Annotated in this window: 15 protein-coding genes; 12 read left to right on the top strand and 3 right to left on the bottom strand. The window is 64.9% G+C overall.

The features are described 5' to 3' along the window. Positions 1-122 precede the first annotated feature (122 nt). Positions 123-2195, bottom strand: a complete 2073-nt coding sequence (locus LMT64_RS11205) for an MDR family MFS transporter (RefSeq protein WP_126353243.1) — start codon at positions 2193-2195, stop codon at positions 123-125. Next, the gene (locus LMT64_RS11200) at positions 2192-2716 is read right to left on the bottom strand and encodes a MarR family winged helix-turn-helix transcriptional regulator (protein ID WP_126353241.1); all 525 of its coding nucleotides are present in this window, start codon (positions 2714-2716) and stop codon (positions 2192-2194) included. The genes LMT64_RS11205 and LMT64_RS11200 overlap by 4 nt, the downstream gene beginning before the upstream one ends. Before the next feature lie 228 nt (positions 2717-2944). On the opposite strand from LMT64_RS11200, the gene LMT64_RS11195 reads away from it, so the two are divergent. The 5 genes from LMT64_RS11195 (at position 2945) to LMT64_RS11175 (ending at position 7330) form a co-directional block, all read left to right on the top strand. Beyond that, positions 2945-3844 carry a LysR family transcriptional regulator gene (locus LMT64_RS11195; protein WP_126353239.1) on the top strand — a complete coding sequence of 300 codons (900 nt, stop codon included), beginning with the start codon at positions 2945-2947 and terminating at the stop codon, positions 3842-3844. A 75-nt stretch (positions 3845-3919) separates the two neighbouring features. Then, positions 3920-4768, top strand: a complete 849-nt coding sequence (gene modA, locus LMT64_RS11190; RefSeq protein WP_229253498.1) for a molybdate ABC transporter substrate-binding protein — start codon at positions 3920-3922, stop codon at positions 4766-4768. 78 nt (positions 4769-4846) lie between these two features. Next, positions 4847-5530 (top strand): molybdate ABC transporter permease subunit, encoded by a 684-nt coding sequence (modB, locus tag LMT64_RS11185; protein ID WP_126353237.1) that lies wholly within the window; start codon positions 4847-4849, stop codon positions 5528-5530. Then, complete coding sequence (locus LMT64_RS11180; protein WP_229253497.1) at positions 5527-6186, top strand: sulfate/molybdate ABC transporter ATP-binding protein; 660 nt, start codon at positions 5527-5529, stop codon at positions 6184-6186. The genes modB and LMT64_RS11180 overlap by 4 nt, the downstream gene beginning before the upstream one ends. A gap of 283 nt (positions 6187-6469) precedes the next feature. After that, positions 6470-7330: a phosphatidylinositol-specific phospholipase C/glycerophosphodiester phosphodiesterase family protein gene (locus LMT64_RS11175; protein ID WP_126353233.1), complete on the top strand. Its 861-nt coding sequence runs from the start codon at positions 6470-6472 to the stop codon at positions 7328-7330. Positions 7331-7532: 202 nt separating this feature from the next. On the opposite strand, the gene LMT64_RS11170 is transcribed toward LMT64_RS11175, so the two are convergent. Next, entirely contained in the window at positions 7533-8873 is a 1341-nt protein-coding gene (locus LMT64_RS11170; protein ID WP_126353231.1) for an FAD-dependent oxidoreductase, read from the bottom strand. A gap of 271 nt (positions 8874-9144) precedes the next feature. On the opposite strand from LMT64_RS11170, the gene LMT64_RS11165 reads away from it, so the two are divergent. The 7 genes from LMT64_RS11165 to LMT64_RS11135 all read left to right on the top strand — a co-directional run bounded on the left by LMT64_RS11165 (position 9145) and on the right by LMT64_RS11135 (position 16793). Continuing rightward, complete coding sequence (locus LMT64_RS11165; RefSeq protein ID WP_126353229.1) at positions 9145-10722, top strand: anthranilate synthase component 1; 1578 nt, start codon at positions 9145-9147, stop codon at positions 10720-10722. Continuing rightward, positions 10719-11354 (top strand): glutamine amidotransferase-related protein, encoded by a 636-nt coding sequence (locus LMT64_RS11160; RefSeq protein WP_126353227.1) that lies wholly within the window; start codon positions 10719-10721, stop codon positions 11352-11354. The genes LMT64_RS11165 and LMT64_RS11160 overlap by 4 nt, the downstream gene beginning before the upstream one ends. After that, positions 11351-12379 carry an anthranilate phosphoribosyltransferase gene (gene trpD / locus LMT64_RS11155; RefSeq protein WP_126353225.1) on the top strand — a complete coding sequence of 343 codons (1029 nt, stop codon included), beginning with the start codon at positions 11351-11353 and terminating at the stop codon, positions 12377-12379. The genes LMT64_RS11160 and trpD overlap by 4 nt, the downstream gene beginning before the upstream one ends. Next, positions 12376-13746, top strand: coding sequence for a bifunctional indole-3-glycerol-phosphate synthase TrpC/phosphoribosylanthranilate isomerase TrpF (gene trpCF / locus LMT64_RS11150; protein ID WP_126353223.1), 1371 nt, complete (start codon positions 12376-12378; stop codon positions 13744-13746). Before trpD ends, trpCF begins: the two co-directional genes overlap by 4 nt. 82 nt (positions 13747-13828) lie before the next feature. Further along, positions 13829-15100 (top strand): tryptophan synthase subunit beta, encoded by a 1272-nt coding sequence (trpB, locus tag LMT64_RS11145; protein WP_229253496.1) that lies wholly within the window; start codon positions 13829-13831, stop codon positions 15098-15100. After that, on the top strand, positions 15097-15909 hold the full coding sequence (gene trpA / locus LMT64_RS11140) for a tryptophan synthase subunit alpha (protein WP_126353221.1): 813 nt from the start codon (positions 15097-15099) through the stop codon (positions 15907-15909). Before trpB ends, trpA begins: the two co-directional genes overlap by 4 nt. Positions 15910-16019: 110 nt before the next feature. After that, positions 16020-16793 carry an IS982 family transposase gene (locus LMT64_RS11135; RefSeq protein ID WP_229253345.1) on the top strand — a complete coding sequence of 258 codons (774 nt, stop codon included), beginning with the start codon at positions 16020-16022 and terminating at the stop codon, positions 16791-16793. Positions 16794-16799 lie beyond the last annotated feature (6 nt).

The following is a 16799-nucleotide window of genomic DNA, read 5'->3' as shown; positions in this document are numbered from 1 at the left end:
AAGGTTATTATTGTTATCAATTGTTTACTGCTGCGGCGCTGCCAGTGGTAATCTCAAAAAATTATCCACCGCTCCAGTGTAGGGGTGCGGTGGACCTTATCGACAGAATTTGGTGCTGCGGATCAGTTGGGGACAGCGGGTGCGTCGGGGTTGGTGGTGTCCCCTGCAGCGGGAGAGCGGCGGCTGACCAGGGGCAGAACTGGCACGAACAACGTGATCAGCAGACCCAGAGCTGCGAACCAAATCGCGCTGCCGAACATACGGGTCATGGCCGCCGTAAAGCCTTCTTTGAGGCCGGTATTCACTTCGTTTGCCAAACGGCTCCCTTCTTTATCCAGCTGCGTCTTGAGGGTGCTCAGGGTCTGTGCTTTGGCCTGGGCATAGACCTGTGGCTCACTGGCCAGGACGCCGGCTGAAACCTGCTGTGCGGTGGCCTGCGCCGCAGCCGGAGTCGCCAGCGCCTGCGCCGGGAGTTCCCGCAGTTGGGTCTTGAAGGCTTCCGGAGTGTCCGCCCGGTTCAGCAGGGCTTCACGGCCCGGCTCACCCTGGGCCAGTGCCGACTGAATCGCTGCAGCCTGAGTGCTCAGCTTTTCATGCACCTGCGCCTGCAAGCCGCCGGTCGCCAGCGTGCGCAGCTCTTCAGGCAGTTGCGTGTTGGCCTGAACCTGCCGCACTGCGGCGGCGTCGCCGTCCAGTGCCCGCTCAATCAGGGTGTACTGCTCAGAGAAGGCCTGTTTGATTTTTTCTCCGGGGCCGCCCTGACCGCTGCCTGCCGCCCGCAGCGCACCAAGGTCAATGTTGCTGGCGTCCATCTGTGCACCGGGCATCTGCGGCAGATGGCGGGGCAGTTCGGTATGCAGGTTGTTCATCAGCAAGGTGCCGAACACAGCGGCCCCGATGGTCGAGCCGATCTGGCGGAAGAACTGGCTGGACGAGGTGGCCACGCCCAGTTCACGTACAGGGACAGCATTCTGAATGGCAAGGGTAAAGAGGCTCTGCGACGGGCCGAGGCCCAGGCCCACCAGGAACATCCGCCAGTACAGGTCGGGCAGGGTCGAGTCAGCGTGCAGGCCGGTCAGGGTCCACATGCCCAGCACGAGCAGGATGCCCCCGCCGATCATCCAGGGCTTGTAGTTGCCACTTTTGGCGACCAGGTTGCCCGCCAGAATACTAGAACCCATCAGGCCCGCCATCAGCGGCAGCATGCTCATCCCGCTGGCCGTGGGCGATACGCCCAGCACCATCTGCATGTACAGCGGCAGGAACATCACCACCCCGAAAAAGGCCATGCCGACGACAAACGAGGCCAGGTTGCCAGTGCTGAACATCGGAATGCGGAACAGGCTCAGCGGAATGATGGGATCGGAGGCGCGCGTTTCGGCATACAAGAAGGCCAGCAGGCTGACCAGAGCACCACCCAGCAGGCCCAGAATGGTGGGGCTGGTCCAGGGGTAGGTCACGCCACCCCAGGTCAGGGCCAGCAGCAGCGGCACCGTCGCGCCCAGGATCAGTGCGGCACCCCAGAAGTCGATCTTGCCCCCGGTGCGCTGACCGACGCGCGGCATCTTGGCCGCGATCAGGAACAGGGCAAACAGGCCCAGCGGCAGGTTGACGTAAAAGGTCCAGCGCCAGGACAGCGTATCGGTCAGGAATCCGCCAATCACCGGGCCGACCACCGCACTCAGGCCGAAAATAGCGCCGAACAGGCCACCGAACTTGGCCCGCTCCGCAGGATCGAACATGTCAGCCAGGATGGTAAAAGCTGTGGTAAACAGCGCGGCGCCACCGAAGCCAGCCACCGCCCGGAAAGCGATCAGCTGATTCATGCCGCCGCCCAGGACATTGCCCATCCAGGGTTCACCGGCCAGACCGCACAGGGCGCTACCCAGCAAAAAGACCACGATCCCGAAGATGAGGACTGGCTTGCGCCCGTACAGGTCTGAAAGCTTGCCGTAGATCGGCACCATCACCGTACTGGCCAGCAGGTAGGCGGTGGTGACCCAAGCGTAGAGGTTAAAGCCGTGCAGGTCCTCAATGATGCGCGGCATGGCGGTGCCCACCACGTTCTGACTGAGGGCCGCCAGCAAAAAGACCACCATCAGGCCAGTGAGGGTGGTTCGGCGCTCGGCCTCGGTGTAGTGCGGCAGCAGGTCAGGCGCCGTGGGTCGAGTTTCGGTTTCGGTCAGTGCAGTCATACGGGCTCCTCGGAGGGTTTGGGGAAAGGAGATTTGTTCGACTCGGCGTCCTGAGGCTGCAAGTCCAGATCGGAGAGGAGTTCGATGGCTTCCAGCAGGGCGTCCAGCCGCGCCGGGTCCAGGTGTTGTAGGCGCTCGCTGGCCCGGAGCTTGATGGCGTTGATGGCGTCTTCCAGGACTTGAACGCCTGCTGGAGTCAGCTCCAGCCGGATACGCCGGGAGTCGGCGGGGTCCAGTTGGCGCTCGATATAGCCTGAGGTGCGCAACTGTTCCAGATAGCGACTGAGCAGGCTGGCCGGAAAGTCGAGATTTTCAGCGATGGCCTTGGGATGCACCTGACCACGCCGGATGTTCAGCAGGATGAAATACAGCCGCAGATCCAGGTTCAGGGGTGTCAGCAGCGGCAAGATGTCGGACTTGAGACGGCGGTTGAGCTGCCACAGCCCGCCCAGAAAACGCAGGATCTGCTCGTCATGCAGCTGATCCGTAAGAGACGTGGCAGCAGGGGAATCAAGAGACATAGGAATCCTCCAGGAGCAGCTAGAGGCAGGCTCTGGCTGAGAAATAGACCCACAGGTTGGCAGGCGCCCACGGGTGGGGCGCGGCTGGATTATCCTAGGGCTATTGTTCACCAAAGTCAATTATTATTTCTGGTCAAGTCCGACCGCCCGCTGTGCCGACATATTATCTTCGCTGATACTAGGCCGATAATCCTGCCGTCTTATTCGTTGTGGCTATAATGGGAAACCATGAAAGTCAGCTCGGATCAACTGGTGGCCTTTTCGGTGGTGGCTGAACTGGGCAGCGTCAGCCGCGCCGCCGAGAAACTGAATCTCAGCCAGCCCACGGTCAGCAGCCAACTCCGCGCCCTGCAAGACCAGTTCGGCGAGCCGCTGTACCGCCGCAAGGCCCACGGCGTTAGCCTGACGCCCGCCGGTGAGAACCTGCTGCCTTATGCCCACGCGGTGGCCCGTTCGCTGCGGCAAGTCAGCGACCATATCGCCGGTGTGCAGGAGCGGCCCGAGCGGGTGTTGCGGCTAGGTCTGGCCTACTCGTTAGGCCGCCGGGCCTACGATCTGGTGACGGACGCCGCCGCTCAGCGCCTGCAACTGCAGCTCCTGGTCGGTGACTCCAGCACACTGGCGGGCGCAGTCATGAGCGGTCACCTGGACGCCGCCCTGATTCTCGGGCCAGTGTCGGTGCCTACCGACAAGCTGGACACCCAGCCGATGGGCGAGGACGAGCTGGTGGTGGCCCTGCCCGCCAAACACCCACTGGCCGACCTGCGCTACACCCCACTGAACACCCTGGAAGACGAAACTTTCTTGTGGGCAGTGCGGACCTCATCGGTACGGCGCCAGTCCGAGCGGCTGCTGCAGGAGGCGGGCATCACTCCTAAGAGCCTGGAACTGGGCAGCTTGATCGGCGTACGTGAGGCGCTGCTGGACGGACACGGCGTGGCGCTGCTCCCGCGCGAATTCGTGCAGCGCGAACGTGACCTGGGACTCATCGCCACCCTAGGCATTGAAGCCCCACTGGTGGGCATCACCCAGCTTTTGGTCACTCCACCCACGGCGACCCAGGGACCGGAACACCGCGCCCTGACGGCCTTTCTACGCGAGGCGGGGCGTCAGTCTAAGCTGCACTGAACACGGCCGGGACTGCGCGGCGAGAATGCTGAACAGGCCAAGTTCCATTAGTGTGAATAGCATTACATTGAGCATATGACTGCTGCCCACCTTTTTCGTCGGCCTCTGGCTTCTCTCAGTCTTTCCCTGTGGCTCATGGCCTGCTCGGCTCCGGAAACAGCGCCAGGACAGACGGAAAGCGCAGAGGCGACTGCGGAAACGGTGCAGACGGAGAGGGCAACTTCAGCTGCCCGCCTGACCCTGGCCGCGCCCTCCAGCTTGAAGGAGGTGGCCAACGACCTGGCTGAGCAATACACCAAGCAGCACCCTGAGGTGGCAGTGCAGGTCACAACCGGGGCGTCGGGCACGCTGCTGCAACAGCTGCGCCAGGGCGCACCCATCGACGTGCTGCTCAGCGCCGACACCAAGACCATGACCCAGGCTCAGGAAGCGGACCTGCTGGCTGGCTCACCGCAGACCCTGGCCTACAACAGTCTGGTGCTGATCGCCCCAGCCGCGGCCACGGCCCCAGGGGGGGACGATCTTCCCGCCGCGCTGGAATGGCTGGCCAAGCAGCCGCGTGTGGCGGTGGGTCAGCCTGACAGCGTTCCTGCTGGCCGTTACGCACAGGCCTCACTGACCGATCTGGGCGTTTGGCCCAGTTTGCAAGAGCGGCTGGTCTACGGTCAGAACGTGCGGCAGGTGCTGGACTGGGTGGCCCGCGGCGAGGCCGGGGCCGGCATGGTCTACGCCACCGACGCCGCGGTGATGGCGGATGACGTGCAAACGGTGGTCACACTGCCACTCCAAACGCCTGTGGAATACCAGGCTGCTGTCACTGGCCGCGCCCCCGCCGCAGCCGAGCCACTGCTGGAATTCCTGAACGGCCCGCAGGCACAGGCCACGTTGGAGGCGGCAGGCTTTTTGACAGAGCGGCCCGAGTAACGGCAGTGGGCCGCACGCTAGGCGTGTCACAGCCGCGAAGTCGTCGCTCACCGCCGAATGCTCTAAGCTGATCGCCGTATGTCGGAACTGGCGTCAGGTTGGCAACCGCTGCTGCTGTCGTTGCAGGTGGCAATCTGGGCTACGGCCATCAACTTGGTGCTGGGCACGGCGGCAGGCTGGTGGCTGGCCCGCAGCCGCTGGCCAGGGCGCAACCTGATTGACGCACTGCTGACCCTGCCGATGGTGCTACCGCCCACCGTGCTGGGCTATTATCTGCTGGTCCTGGTGGGGCAGGGTGGTGTGCTGGGACCACTGCTCTCGGGCCTGGGGATTCAGCTCGTCTTTACGCTGTCAGGGGCGATTCTGGCCGCGACTGTGGTGTCCTTTCCCCTGGTCTTCCGCCCGGCGCGGGCCGCATTCGAGACCAGCGACCGTGAGCTGGAAGGGGCGGCCTGGGTGCTGGGGCTGGGCCGGGCGGCCACCTTTTTCCGGGTCACGTTGCCGCTGGCGTGGCGGGCGCTGCTTTCGGGTCTATTGTTGGCCTTTGCGCGGGCGTTGGGAGAATTTGGAGCCACCCTAATGATTGCGGGCAGTATTCCGGGGCAGACCCAGACCCTCTCCATCGGCATTTACGACGCGGTGCAGGCAGGCCAAGATGGCCTGGCATGGCAGCTGGTACTGATCACCTCGCTGGTCTGTATGGTGACGCTGCTGCTGGCGCACTGGCTCTCGCCGCCCACGCCTGCAGGGCGGGTCACGTGAGCGCGCCGGTATGGGATCTGAATTTTGTCTCAGCATTGGGCCGAGGGCCGGACCGCTTCGTGTTGGAGGTGTGTCGGCACAGCCATGCTGCACGGGTAGCCGTCAGTGGGCCGTCGGGCATAGGCAAGAGCCTGCTGCTGCAAACCATCAGCGGTCTGGTCCGGGCTGACCGGGGGTATGTCCGGCTGAGCGGCGAGACACTGCAAGACACGGCCCAGGACATCTGGCGACCTCCGCAACAGCGGCGCGTGGGCTACATGTTTCAGAACTATGCCCTCTTTCCCCACCTGACGGTGGCACAGAATGTCGCCTTCGGCACCCGGCAGGGTTGGCTGAATCCGCGCCGAGGAGAACTGGACCGCCAGGTCACCACTTGGTTGGACCGCCTAGAACTGAGCCGGGTGGCCGGGCTCTATCCCCACCAGATTTCAGGCGGCCAGGCGCAGCGCACCGCCCTGGCCCGCACGCTGATGGCCTCACCACGGGCACTGCTGCTGGACGAACCGTTCGCCGCGCTGGACCCGAGCCTGCGCCTGGCTCTGGGTGCAGAGCTGCTCAGCGTGCTGGACGAACTGAGTCTGCCCATTCTCCTGGTGACCCACGACCCCGCCGAGGCCGAGCGACTGATGGATGAAGTCTGGGCGCTGGGGACATAAACCGGACCCAGGGGTCACCGAAAAAATTCAACTGCACTCGTGTGAATTTTGTTCAATCCGATTGAAACTCATTTTTTTTGGGAGAAAATGCTACGTGCAAACGGCGCAGCCGACCCAGTCCGGCTGTGAGTGCGGTCCCGGTTTCCTGAAGAGCCTCTGCCGTCACGCTGGCGGCGGGGCCAGTACACCGCTGCCATCGCTACGACTTGCGGGGTGGGGCGAGATCTATCTCCGGCGCTCAATGACAGACCAGAAGCTGACAGCCAGCACCTAGGCTACCCACATGAATAGGCTGCTGACCGCTTCCTTGCTCATCCTCTTAGCCCTCATGGGGGCCTGCGCTCCGGCGGCCACCGTGCAGCCGGATACGCCTGTGACTGGCACGCCTGTCTCGCAAACGGTCAGGATCGCGTCACCCCTGCCACGTGCGCACGCCCACAACGATTACGAGCATGACCGCCCGCTGTTGGACGCACTGGCGCAGGGCTTTACCAGCGTGGAAAGCGACGTGTTTCTGCGTGGCAATGAACTGCTGGTGGCCCATGAAGCCAGCCAGCTTCAGCCGGGCCGGACCCTTCAGACCCTGTATCTCGAACCGCTGCGCCAGATCGCCGCGCAGAACGGGGGCCACATCTATCCGGGCGGGCAGAGCTTGACCCTCTACATTGACGTGAAGGACGAGGCCGAAGCCACCTACCAGGCCATTGACCGGGTGCTGGCAGGTTACAGCGACCTGCTGACCCGCTACGACAACGGTACGGTGACGCCAGGAGCGGTCACCGTGATCATCTCAGGCAACCGGGTACCTGCCACCATGCAGGCCCAGGCACTGCGCTACGCAGGCATGGATGGCCGCCTAAGCGACCTGGGCGGCGCTGCTCCTGCCTCACTGATTCCGATCATCAGCGACAACTGGACCAAGACTTTTTCCTGGGACGGCACGGGGGAGTTTCCTGCCGCCGAGCAGCAAAAGCTGCGCGAAATCGTCGGCCAGGCCCACGCGAACGGTCAGCGGGTGCGCTTCTGGGCCACCCCAGAAAGCCCTGCGCTGTGGCAGGCCCTGATCGGCGCGGGCGTAGACCAGATCAACACCGACAACCTGAGCGGACTGCGGGCCTATCTGCTGGAACACGACTGCCGCTGAACCCGGAGCTACTCTCCGCTACAGAGCTTTGGGGGTCGGTTCTAACCCAGCCAAAGCCCTAGAGGTCATCCGGAACATGGGGGTGAGGTTCCAAGCCAGTCGCTGTCTCCTCGCTCTCCTGTGGAGCTGTGCCCGTCTGCTCGCAGACAACCCGTGGACGCATGCCACAGATGCCCACCTCCGCAAGTCTCCGAGGCAGCCTTTACAGCTGGCGAAGCAACTTGTCTGCCGCCACCAGCGGAAAGTCCCAGGTGCTGGAAAAAGGCGGGGCGTAGGCCAAGTCAGTCTCAAACAGGTCCTCCACGGTGGCCCCCACACCCAGCAGCGCGGCGATCACGTCAATCCGTTTGGCGGCCAGGTGATTTTCAGCCACAATCTGCGCTCCCAGCAGGCGGCCCGTGCCTTTTTCACCCGTCAGCCGGATGTGGACCGGTTGGGAAGAGACATGATACCCGGCGCTGTCCGTACTGCTCAGGTCCACTGAGACGGCGTCCAGGCCTGCCCCCTCTGCCTGAGCCTGCGTCACGCCGGTCAGCGCCACGCCCAGCTCAAAAGTCCTGAAAATGCCGGTGCCCACAATGCCGGGGAAACTGGCGTCGCCACCCGCCATATTCACCCCCGCTACGCGGCCCATTCGGTTGGCAGTCAGGCCCAGCGGCACCCAGACGGGCTGCCCGGTCACACGGTGAGTCGCCTGAGTATTGTCGCCCGCTGCGTAGATACCCGCAACGCTCGTTTCCTGTCGCCGATTCACGGCCACAGCCCGCGTCTCCCCCAGCCTGGCTCCAGCCGCCTCGGCCAGCTCGGTGTTGGGGCGCACGCCCACCGCCACCAGCACGGTATCGGCGCGGATCAGGCCCGCATCGGTTTCTACGCCGCTCACGCGCCCCTGGCCCTGCAAGCCCGTCACCGTGACCCCGGTGCGGACATCCACCCCATGACGGTGGAGGGCACCGCGAATCGGTACCCGCAGCGGCGCATCCAGAATGGTCGCCAGGTCAGGAAGCCGCTCCACCACGACCACACTCAGGTCGCGTGCCCGGAGCATCTCGGCCATTTCCAACCCGATGTACCCACCGCCGATGATGCAGACCCGCCGCGCCCCCCGCAAGCTGGCATCCAGCTCCTGCGCGCCTGGAATGGTTTTAAGGACATGCACGCCTTCCAGCCCCGTCTGGGCGAAGGGCGGCACCACCGGGTCGGCGCCGGTGGCGAGCAGCAAGCGGTCATAGGGTTCAGTGGTCGTGACCCCGTCTGGGCCGCGCACGGTGAGGGTTCCAGCCCGCGCATCTATCCCCTCGGCGCGGTGCCCCAACCGCACCGAGATGCCGCGCCCGCGCATCTGCGCCGGGGTCCGCACCACCAGGCGGTCAAACCCCTCGCCGCGCACCTCGCCGCCCAGCACATAGGGCAAGCCACAGGCCGCATAGGAAATGTATTCGCCCGCCTCATACACCACCACTTCGCCGTCCGGGTTCTGGCGCTGCGCCCGGCTCGCGGCGCTCATTCCGGCAGCCACGCCGCCCACGATCAGGATTCGCATAGGCCACAGCCTACCCCGGCCCGCCCAACACCTCGCCACATGACCCGGCCGCGCTTGACAAAGTGCATGGCCGGAGCCTACACTCCGCCCCATGCAGTCCCTGTTTCAGAATGTGCAGCAGTGGTGGCCCTCGCCGGAGCGAGCTGGCCGCAGGCACGTCTGATTCCTTACAGTTAATCAGACCCCGACCGCTCGCTCCTGGTGGCGGGCGTTTTTTTTGGCACTGGCCCGCCGAGAAAGAGTTCCTCTTTTCTCAGAAAGGCCCACGCCCATGACCCAGTTCTGTCCCCTGACCGTTTCCGCCCCGTACCGCGCCGACGCGCTGGCCACTTTCCGTCTGCTGCGCCCCCGCGGGGAAAGCGTCCTGCTGGAATCCGCCGACGTGAAGTCCAAAGCCCACCTGAGAAGCCTGATGCTGCTCTCGCCGGCCCTACGGCTGACCTGTCACGGTCAGGACGTGACCGCCGAAGCGCTGAGCGAGACGGGGCAGGCGGCGCTGGAATATCTGGACGCCGCGCTGCCCGAGTTTGTCTGCGCCACGAGCGACCAAGGCCGCACCCTGACTTTTCCGCCCGCGCCAGCTGGCCTGAACGAAGCCGAGCGGCTGCAATTTCCGGGCAATCTGGAGCCACTGCGGGTGCTGCAACGGGCGCTGGGCGGTGCAGATGAGCTCCAACCCCTGCTGCTGGGCGTGTTCGGCTTTGACTTACTGGACACCTTCGAGGAATTGCCCACTGTCCCGCCAGGCGTCAACACCTGCCCCGACTACCGCTTTTATCTGGCCGAGACGGCGCTGGTGCTGGACCACCAACTGGAAACGGCCACGCTGCTGGGCCTGGCGACCAGCGGAACGCAGAGCAGCGTGGGTAAACGGCTGGCGGCCCTATCGGAGCAGTTGTCGGACTCGGCTGTGACGGGTACGACTCCTCCATCCACACCAAACGCCGAAATTCCGGAGCACCGATCCTTCCCCTCCACGCCGGAGTTTATGGCCCAGGTAGAGGAACTCAAAGAACACATCTCTGCCGGGGACATCTATCAGGTGGTGCCATCGCGGCGGTTCAGCCTGCCCTGCCCGGACGCGCTGGCGGCCTACGCCGAGTTGAAACGGCTGAATCCCAGCCCCTACCTGTTTTATCTGGACGCCGGCGATTTCGAGTTGTTTGGGGCGTCGCCGGAATCGGCGCTGAAGTTCACGGCGCAGACGCGCCAGGCCGAGCTGTACCCCATCGCGGGAACGCGGCCACGGGGACGGGATGAGCGGGGGCAGATCTGCCCTGAGCGCGACGCCCGGCAGGAGCTGGAACTGCGGCTGGACCACAAAGAACTGTCCGAACACCTGATGCTGCTGGACCTGGCCCGCAACGACCTGGCGCGGGTGGCGGTGCCCGGCACCCGCCAGGTGGCCGAACTGCTGCAGGTGGACCGCTACTCGCAGGTGATGCACCTAGTCAGCCGGGTGGTGGCCGAGCTGCGCCCCGAACTGGACGCTCTGGACGCTTACCGCGCCTGCATGAACATGGGCACGCTGAGCGGCGCACCGAAGCTGGAAGCCATGCACCTGATCCGCCAGACCGAGGGTGAGCGGCGCGGCTCCTACGGCGGGGCGGTGGGCTATCTGGCCGGAAACGGCGACCTGGACACCTGCATCGTGATTCGCTCAGGATTCGTGCAGGGTGGGGTCTGCACCGTCCAAGCTGGCGCGGGCGTGGTACGCGACTCCGACCCCGCCGCCGAGGCCGCCGAGACCGAAGCCAAGGCGCGGGCAGTCTTGCTGGCCGTGGCCGCCGCCCAGAAGCGTGAAAGAAGCGGCCCGCCTGTGGCCGCCCAGGTAGAGGTGGGCGCATGAGCCGGCCCGACATTCTGCTGCTCGACAACCTTGATTCGTTCGTGTACAACCTGCTGGACGAATTCGCCTCAGCGGGAATGAACGTGGAGGTATACCGCAACAACGTTCCGGCCGCTGATCTGTTGGCGCGGCTGGCGCGGCGGCCCGGGGTGCTGGTGCTGTCACCAGGGCCGGGCCACCCGCAGGACGCCGGCGAGCTGATGCCACTGCTGCGCGCCGCGCTGGGACGCCATCCAGTGCTGGGCATCTGCTTGGGCTTTCAGGCCCTGATAGAGGCCAGCGGCGGAGCGGTCGGGCGCGTCGGCCCAGTTCACGGTGAGGCCCAGACGCTCACGCTGACTGGCAGCGAAGGGCACCCGCTGTTTGCTGGCCTGGGTCCACTCAGCGTGGCGCGCTACCACTCGCTGGGCAGCCGTGACCTGCCCCCCACGCTGCACTCGCTGGCTGAAATAGACGGTATCTCTATGGCCGCAGAACATCGGCAGCACGCCGCACTGGGCTTTCAGTTCCACCCCGAAAGCCTGCTGACCCCGCGTGGCCGTGAATTGTTGCTGCGCTCGGCGGAATTCCTGACCGGGCGCCACATCGGCCAGCCGACTTTCGCAGCCACTGTCCAGGAGACCACCCAATGACCCGCAACATTCCCACTCCCGAGCTGCTCAAATCTGCCCTGCTGGGACAGCGCCTGACCCGTACCGAGGCCCGGCGCACCTTTCAGGCCATGATTGACGGTGAATTTACCGAAGGCCAGATGGCCGGACTCCTGATCGCCATGAAAACGCGCGGCGAAACCGCTGAGGAAGTGGCCGGAGCGGCCCTGGCTTACCGGGACGCATGCCTCCCCTTTCCGGAGCAGAAGCGCCCGATTGCCGACTGCGTGGGCACCGGCGGCGACATGGCCGGAACCATCAACATCTCTACCGCGGCGGCGCTGGCCGCCAGCAGCCTGGGTGTGCCGGTTGCCAAACACGGCAACCGTTCGGTGAGCAGCCTGGCGGGGTCAGCGGACCTGGCCGAAGCCTTGGGACTGCCCATTGGCCTGAGCAGAGAGGAAGCCGCCCGGCAACTGGAGCAGCACAATTTTTGCTATATCTTCGCCACGCAGTACCACCCGGCGGTGGGCCGGATCATGCCGCTGCGCCGCGCCCTGGCCGTGCCCACGCTGCTGAACTTGCTGGGTCCACTGCTCAACCCAGCGCGGCCCACCCGCCAACTGCTGGGCGTGGCCCGCGCCGAGGTAGCCCCGCTGTTGGCGAACACGCTGGCGCAGTTGGGACGCACCCACGCGCTGGTGGTTCACGGCTCGGGGCTGGACGAAATCGCGCTGCACGGTCCCACCCAGGTCTACGAAGTTACGGAGGACGGCGCCATCGAACATCACACCCTGACCCCTGCGGATCTGGGCCTCAAGGACCGGCCCCTGTCTGATCTGGTCGGCGGCACCGCGCAGGACAACGCCCGGATGATCCGCGAGGTGATGGAAGGCCGCGGCCAGGACGCGCACCGTGAGGCCATCGCCGCCGCCACCGGGGCACTGCTGTATCTGACCGGCGACGCGCCCAGCCTGCGGGCCGGGGTGGCCGCCGCGCTGGATCAACTGGCCTCGGGACGGGTGGCCGAGCATGTGGAGCGGCTGAAAGAGCCGGTGGGCGCATGAGTAAAGTGCTGCAAGGGATCGTGGCCCGGCGCCGTCAGCGGGTGCCCGAACTGCGTGAACGCTACGCTGACCTGAGGGCCGACACCCTGCCGCGTAGCCGCCGCAGCCTGCGGGCCGCGCTGGAGCCGGGAAGCGCCTTTATCCTGGAATGCAAAAGCGCCAGCCCCAGCCTCGGCGCGATCCGGCCCGACTACCGCCCCGCCGAGCTGGCCCGGACCTATTCGCGGTACGGGGCCGCCATCTCGGTGCTGACCGAACCGGACTTTTTCGGTGGCGACTACGCCCACCTGCAAACCGTGGCGCTCGCCACCCACCTGCCGGTGCTGTGCAAGGATTTCATCGTGGACGAGGTGCAGCTGCTGGCCGCCCGGTACCACGGCGCCGACGCGGCGCTGCTGATGCTCTCGGTGCTGGACGACACCAAGTATGCCCACCTGGCCGAGGTGGCAGAGCGGCTGGAGCTGGACATCCTGACCGAAGTGAGCAGCGAAACCGAAATGGAGCGCGCCGCCCGACTGGGGGCCGGAATCATCGGTATCAACCACCGCGACCTGCGTGATCTTTCGATTGATCTGGGCCGCTCAGCACAGCTCGCGCCACTTGCGCCAGCAGGCACACTGCTGGTGGCCGAATCAGGCCTGAAGGACAACGCGACCGTGCGCCGCATCGCTCCGCAGGTTCACGGCTTTCTGGTGGGGTCGTCACTCTGCGGCGAAAAGGATGTGGACCGCGCTGCCCGCCGCCTCATCTACGGCAAACACAAGGTGTGCGGGCTGACCACTCCGGAAGCCGCCCAGACTGCCGCTGCTGCCGGGGCCGTGTACGGCGGACTGATTTTCGCCCTCGCTTCGCCGCGCCGCGTCAGCGTGGAGCAGGCCAGCGCCATCATCGCCGCCGCGCCGGAGCTGGATTATGTCGCGGTCTACACCGGCCATGACCCAGCCGAAGCTGCTGCGCTCACGCAGGCCTTGCCGCTGCATGCCGTTCAGCTGCATGGAGGGCAGGACGACGGGTTTATCCGCGCACTCCGCGCGGCCCTGCCAGAAGGCGCGCAGGTCTGGTACGCGCTGGACATGGCCGCGGGGCAGCCGCAACCAGGCGAGGCCGTGGACCGCTGGGTACTGGATAACGGCGCAGGCGGCACCGGGCAGACCTTCGACTGGTTGCGTGTCCCCACCGAGCTGAAATCCCGCTCCCTGCTGGCTGGGGGCCTGAATCCCGCCAACGCCCGCGCCGCGCTGCAGACCGGCGTGCTGGGCCTGGACTTCAACTCCGGGCTAGAGCGGGAACGTGGCGTCAAGGACCCTGCCCTGATCGCGCAGGCGTTTGCAGCGGTACGCCAGTATGGCGGGACGTCTGCGACGTAACATTTCTTCCCTTCCGCCAGTCCACCGTCCATCACCGATCCGCCGCGCAGCGGCAAAGCGAACCACCTTCAAGGAGCAGCCCATGACGACCACCCCCATCCTCACCGGCGGCACCCCCCGCCTCCCCGCTTACTTTGGCGACTTCGGCGGGCAGTATGTCCCCGAAATCCTCCTGCCCGCGCTGGACCAGTTGGAAGCCGAATTCATCGCGGCGCAGGCCGACCCCGACTTTCAGGCCGAGTTCCGCGCCCTACTCAAAGACTATCTGGGCCGCCCCACTCCACTGACCGAGTGCCGCCACCTCCCGCTGCGGGGCCAGGCCCGCATCTTCCTCAAGCGCGAAGACCTGCTGCACGGCGGCGCCCACAAGACCAATCAGGTGCTAGGACAAGCCCTGCTGACGCGGCGGATGGGCAAGCAGCGGGTCATTGCCGAAACGGGCGCAGGGCAGCACGGCACCGCTACGGCCCTGGCCTGCGCCCTGATGGGACTGGACTGCACCATCTACATGGGCGCCAAGGACGTGGCCCGGCAGCAGCCCAACGTGTTCCGCATGGAGCTGATGGGCGCCAAGGTGGTCCCGGTCCACGCCGGCAGCGGCACCCTCAAGGACGCCGTGAACGAGGCCCTGCGCGACTGGACTGCCTCGTACGACACCACCCATTACCTGCTCGGCACAGCAGCGGGGCCCCACCCGTTTCCCACTATCGTGCGCGAGTTTCACCGGATGATTTCCGAAGAAAGCAAGGCACAGATGCTACAGAGAATTGGGCGGCTGCCCGACGAAGTGATTGCTTGTGTGGGTGGCGGGTCCAATGCCATCGGAATGTTCGCGGACTTTCTGGAAGATGAGGGCGTGCGGCTGACCGGCGTGGAGCCAGCCGGTGAGGGCCTGGAAAGTGGGCGGCACGGCGCGCCTATTTATGGGGGAAAGGTCGGTATTCTGCACGGTTCACGTACTTACGTCATGCGGACCGGCGAGGGACAGGTCGAAGAATCGCACTCGGTGTCAGCGGGGCTGGATTACCCCGGCGTGGGGCCACAGCACGCCTACTTGCAAGCTTCAGGCCGGGCACAGTACGTGGGCATCACCGACGCGGAGGCGCTGGAAGCCTTCAGTCTGCTGGCCCAGCACGAGGGCATCATTCCCGCGTTGGAGTCGGCCCACGCGCTGGCCTATGCGCTAAAAATCGCCAAGGACGCGCCAGAAGGCACGGCCCTGCTGGTCAACCTGTCAGGACGCGGAGATAAGGATATAGATCATGTGCGGGACTTGCTCTCGCGAACCGAGCGAGGATCAACAGCAAGGCAGCTTGCCGTTGCAGACGCCGGTGAGCAGGAGGCCCAGGCATGAGCCGCTACGAAACGATGTTTGCGGCCCTGAAAGGGAAAGGCGAAGGAGCCTTCGTGCCGTTCGTGACGTTGGGCGACCCGAATATAGAAGCCAGTGAGCGGATCGTACGTGCCCTGCTGGACACTGGGGCCGACGCGCTGGAACTGGGACTGCCCTTCTCAGACCCGGTGGCCGACGGTCCCACCATACAGGCGGCAAACATACGGGCACTGGCGGCGGGCGCAGGACTCAGCGCTGGGCTGAACCTGATTCGGCGGGTGCGCGAGGATTACCCAGACGTGCCGGTGGGCCTGCTCGTTTACGCCAACTTACCTGAATCGTTCGGACTGCCGGAATTCTATGGCGGCGTAGCGGCGGTTGGCGTCGACTCGGTGCTTGTGGCCGACGTGCCGCTGCGCGAGGGGGCCCGCTTTGCGGCGGCGGCGCAGGCGGCGGGCGTGCAACCACTCTTTATCGCTCCGCCGGACGCCTCGCAAGAGCGTCTGGCCGAAATCGCGCAGGCGTCGCAGGGGTACGTGTACCTGCTGGCCCGCGCCGGAGTCACAGGCACTGAGGGCGGCACGGCCCGCCCAGCCGGTCATGTGATTCGTACTCTGAAGGAAGCTGGAGCGCCACCCACGCTGCTGGGCTTCGGGATCGCGGAGCCGGAGCATGTCCGCGCCGCCCTGGACGCTGGGGCTGACGGGGCCATCAGCGGGTCAGCAGTGGTGCGCCTGATCGAGGAGCATCTGGAGGATGAAGCGGCGATGCTGGCGGCACTGGGAAACTTCGTGCGGCGTATGAAAGCCGCCACGCGCCTGACGGATTAAAGAGGGAAGCAGCCCTGCCCTCCTCTCCCCCCAGATAAACAATGAACGCCGTTTAGGGCCTGCCTCACCTCTGGCGAACTGCGTCCCAGACACATAAAAATAGAGACGACATGGCTAAACATCGTCTCCACCATAGTCTAGGACGTCGGTACGTCATTCGCCACCTCTATTTCTGGGCTAAAAAGCACTTCAGCGACCAGAAAACCTGCCCGCACCAGAAGGTCACGGATGCCATGCTGGTTGCTCTGCTGCTCTCCCGTCTCGTCTTCAAGCATCCATTTCCTTCCATCTGGTGGAACATCCTCAAGGAAGACCGTCCCGGTCTTCCTTCCTACACTCAGGCCTACACCAGGGGCATCAAACTGTTGCCACTCCTAGAGCATGTTGCAAGCCCAGCTCAGCCCTGCACTGAAGTCGTAGTTGATTCAATGCCCCTCCCCATTTGCCGTCCCAAACGCACGCACCTTTGTCGTTTCCCAGGCGCGAAATGGGGATTTGGAACTCAGGGCGAGTTCTTCGGATATAAGCTGCACGCCTGGGTCACACCAGGTGGACAAATCGTTCAGTACGTCATCCGACCTGCCAACCTCCATGACGTTACGGTCAGCTATGAGCTGAATCTCAGATGGCCAGAGTTTGAAGGCCCAACCATCATTGGCGATAAGGGGTATTGCTGTCTGGGCTACGTGTATCCGCCCAAGAAGAACACCAGATATGACACGGGATGGCGAGATTCTCGCCATCCCAAAATCCGCAAACGTATTGAAACAGTCTTCTCTGCGCTTGTGGAAGCTCAAATCCGCTCTGCCCAAACCAAAACCCTGGGTTCACTTAAGCTCCGCGTCGTCTTGGCCGTACTCGCCCACAATCTTGCTAGGCCCTAAACGGCG

This window comes from Deinococcus radiophilus (assembly GCF_020889625.1).
In the GTDB taxonomy this organism is placed as follows: domain Bacteria; phylum Deinococcota; class Deinococci; order Deinococcales; family Deinococcaceae; genus Deinococcus; species Deinococcus radiophilus.
The sequence above is the reverse complement of the archived record's forward strand: the minus strand, read 5'-3'. Positions and strand labels throughout refer to the sequence as shown.

What these genes read in the sequence shown, in the direction of transcription:
- modA (WP_229253498.1), top strand. Translation starts at nt 3,920, where the DNA reads ATGACTGCTGCCCACCTTTTTCGTCGGCCTCTGGCTTCTCTCAGTCTT.
- trpA (WP_126353221.1), top strand. Translation starts at nt 15,097, where the DNA reads ATGAGCCGCTACGAAACGATGTTTGCGGCCCTGAAAGGGAAAGGCGAA.
- trpD (WP_126353225.1), top strand. Translation starts at nt 11,351, where the DNA reads ATGACCCGCAACATTCCCACTCCCGAGCTGCTCAAATCTGCCCTGCTG.
- LMT64_RS11175 (WP_126353233.1), top strand. Translation starts at nt 6,470, where the DNA reads ATGAATAGGCTGCTGACCGCTTCCTTGCTCATCCTCTTAGCCCTCATG.
- LMT64_RS11165 (WP_126353229.1), top strand. Translation starts at nt 9,145, where the DNA reads ATGACCCAGTTCTGTCCCCTGACCGTTTCCGCCCCGTACCGCGCCGAC.
- trpCF (WP_126353223.1), top strand. Translation starts at nt 12,376, where the DNA reads ATGAGTAAAGTGCTGCAAGGGATCGTGGCCCGGCGCCGTCAGCGGGTG.
- modB (WP_126353237.1), top strand. Translation starts at nt 4,847, where the DNA reads ATGTCGGAACTGGCGTCAGGTTGGCAACCGCTGCTGCTGTCGTTGCAG.
- LMT64_RS11195 (WP_126353239.1), top strand. Translation starts at nt 2,945, where the DNA reads ATGAAAGTCAGCTCGGATCAACTGGTGGCCTTTTCGGTGGTGGCTGAA.
- LMT64_RS11170 (WP_126353231.1), bottom strand. Translation starts at nt 8,873, where the DNA reads ATGCGAATCCTGATCGTGGGCGGCGTGGCTGCCGGAATGAGCGCCGCG.
- trpB (WP_229253496.1), top strand. Translation starts at nt 13,829, where the DNA reads ATGACGACCACCCCCATCCTCACCGGCGGCACCCCCCGCCTCCCCGCT.
- LMT64_RS11160 (WP_126353227.1), top strand. Translation starts at nt 10,719, where the DNA reads ATGAGCCGGCCCGACATTCTGCTGCTCGACAACCTTGATTCGTTCGTG.
- LMT64_RS11135 (WP_229253345.1), top strand. Translation starts at nt 16,020, where the DNA reads ATGGCTAAACATCGTCTCCACCATAGTCTAGGACGTCGGTACGTCATT.
- LMT64_RS11200 (WP_126353241.1), bottom strand. Translation starts at nt 2,716, where the DNA reads ATGTCTCTTGATTCCCCTGCTGCCACGTCTCTTACGGATCAGCTGCAT.
- LMT64_RS11205 (WP_126353243.1), bottom strand. Translation starts at nt 2,195, where the DNA reads ATGACTGCACTGACCGAAACCGAAACTCGACCCACGGCGCCTGACCTG.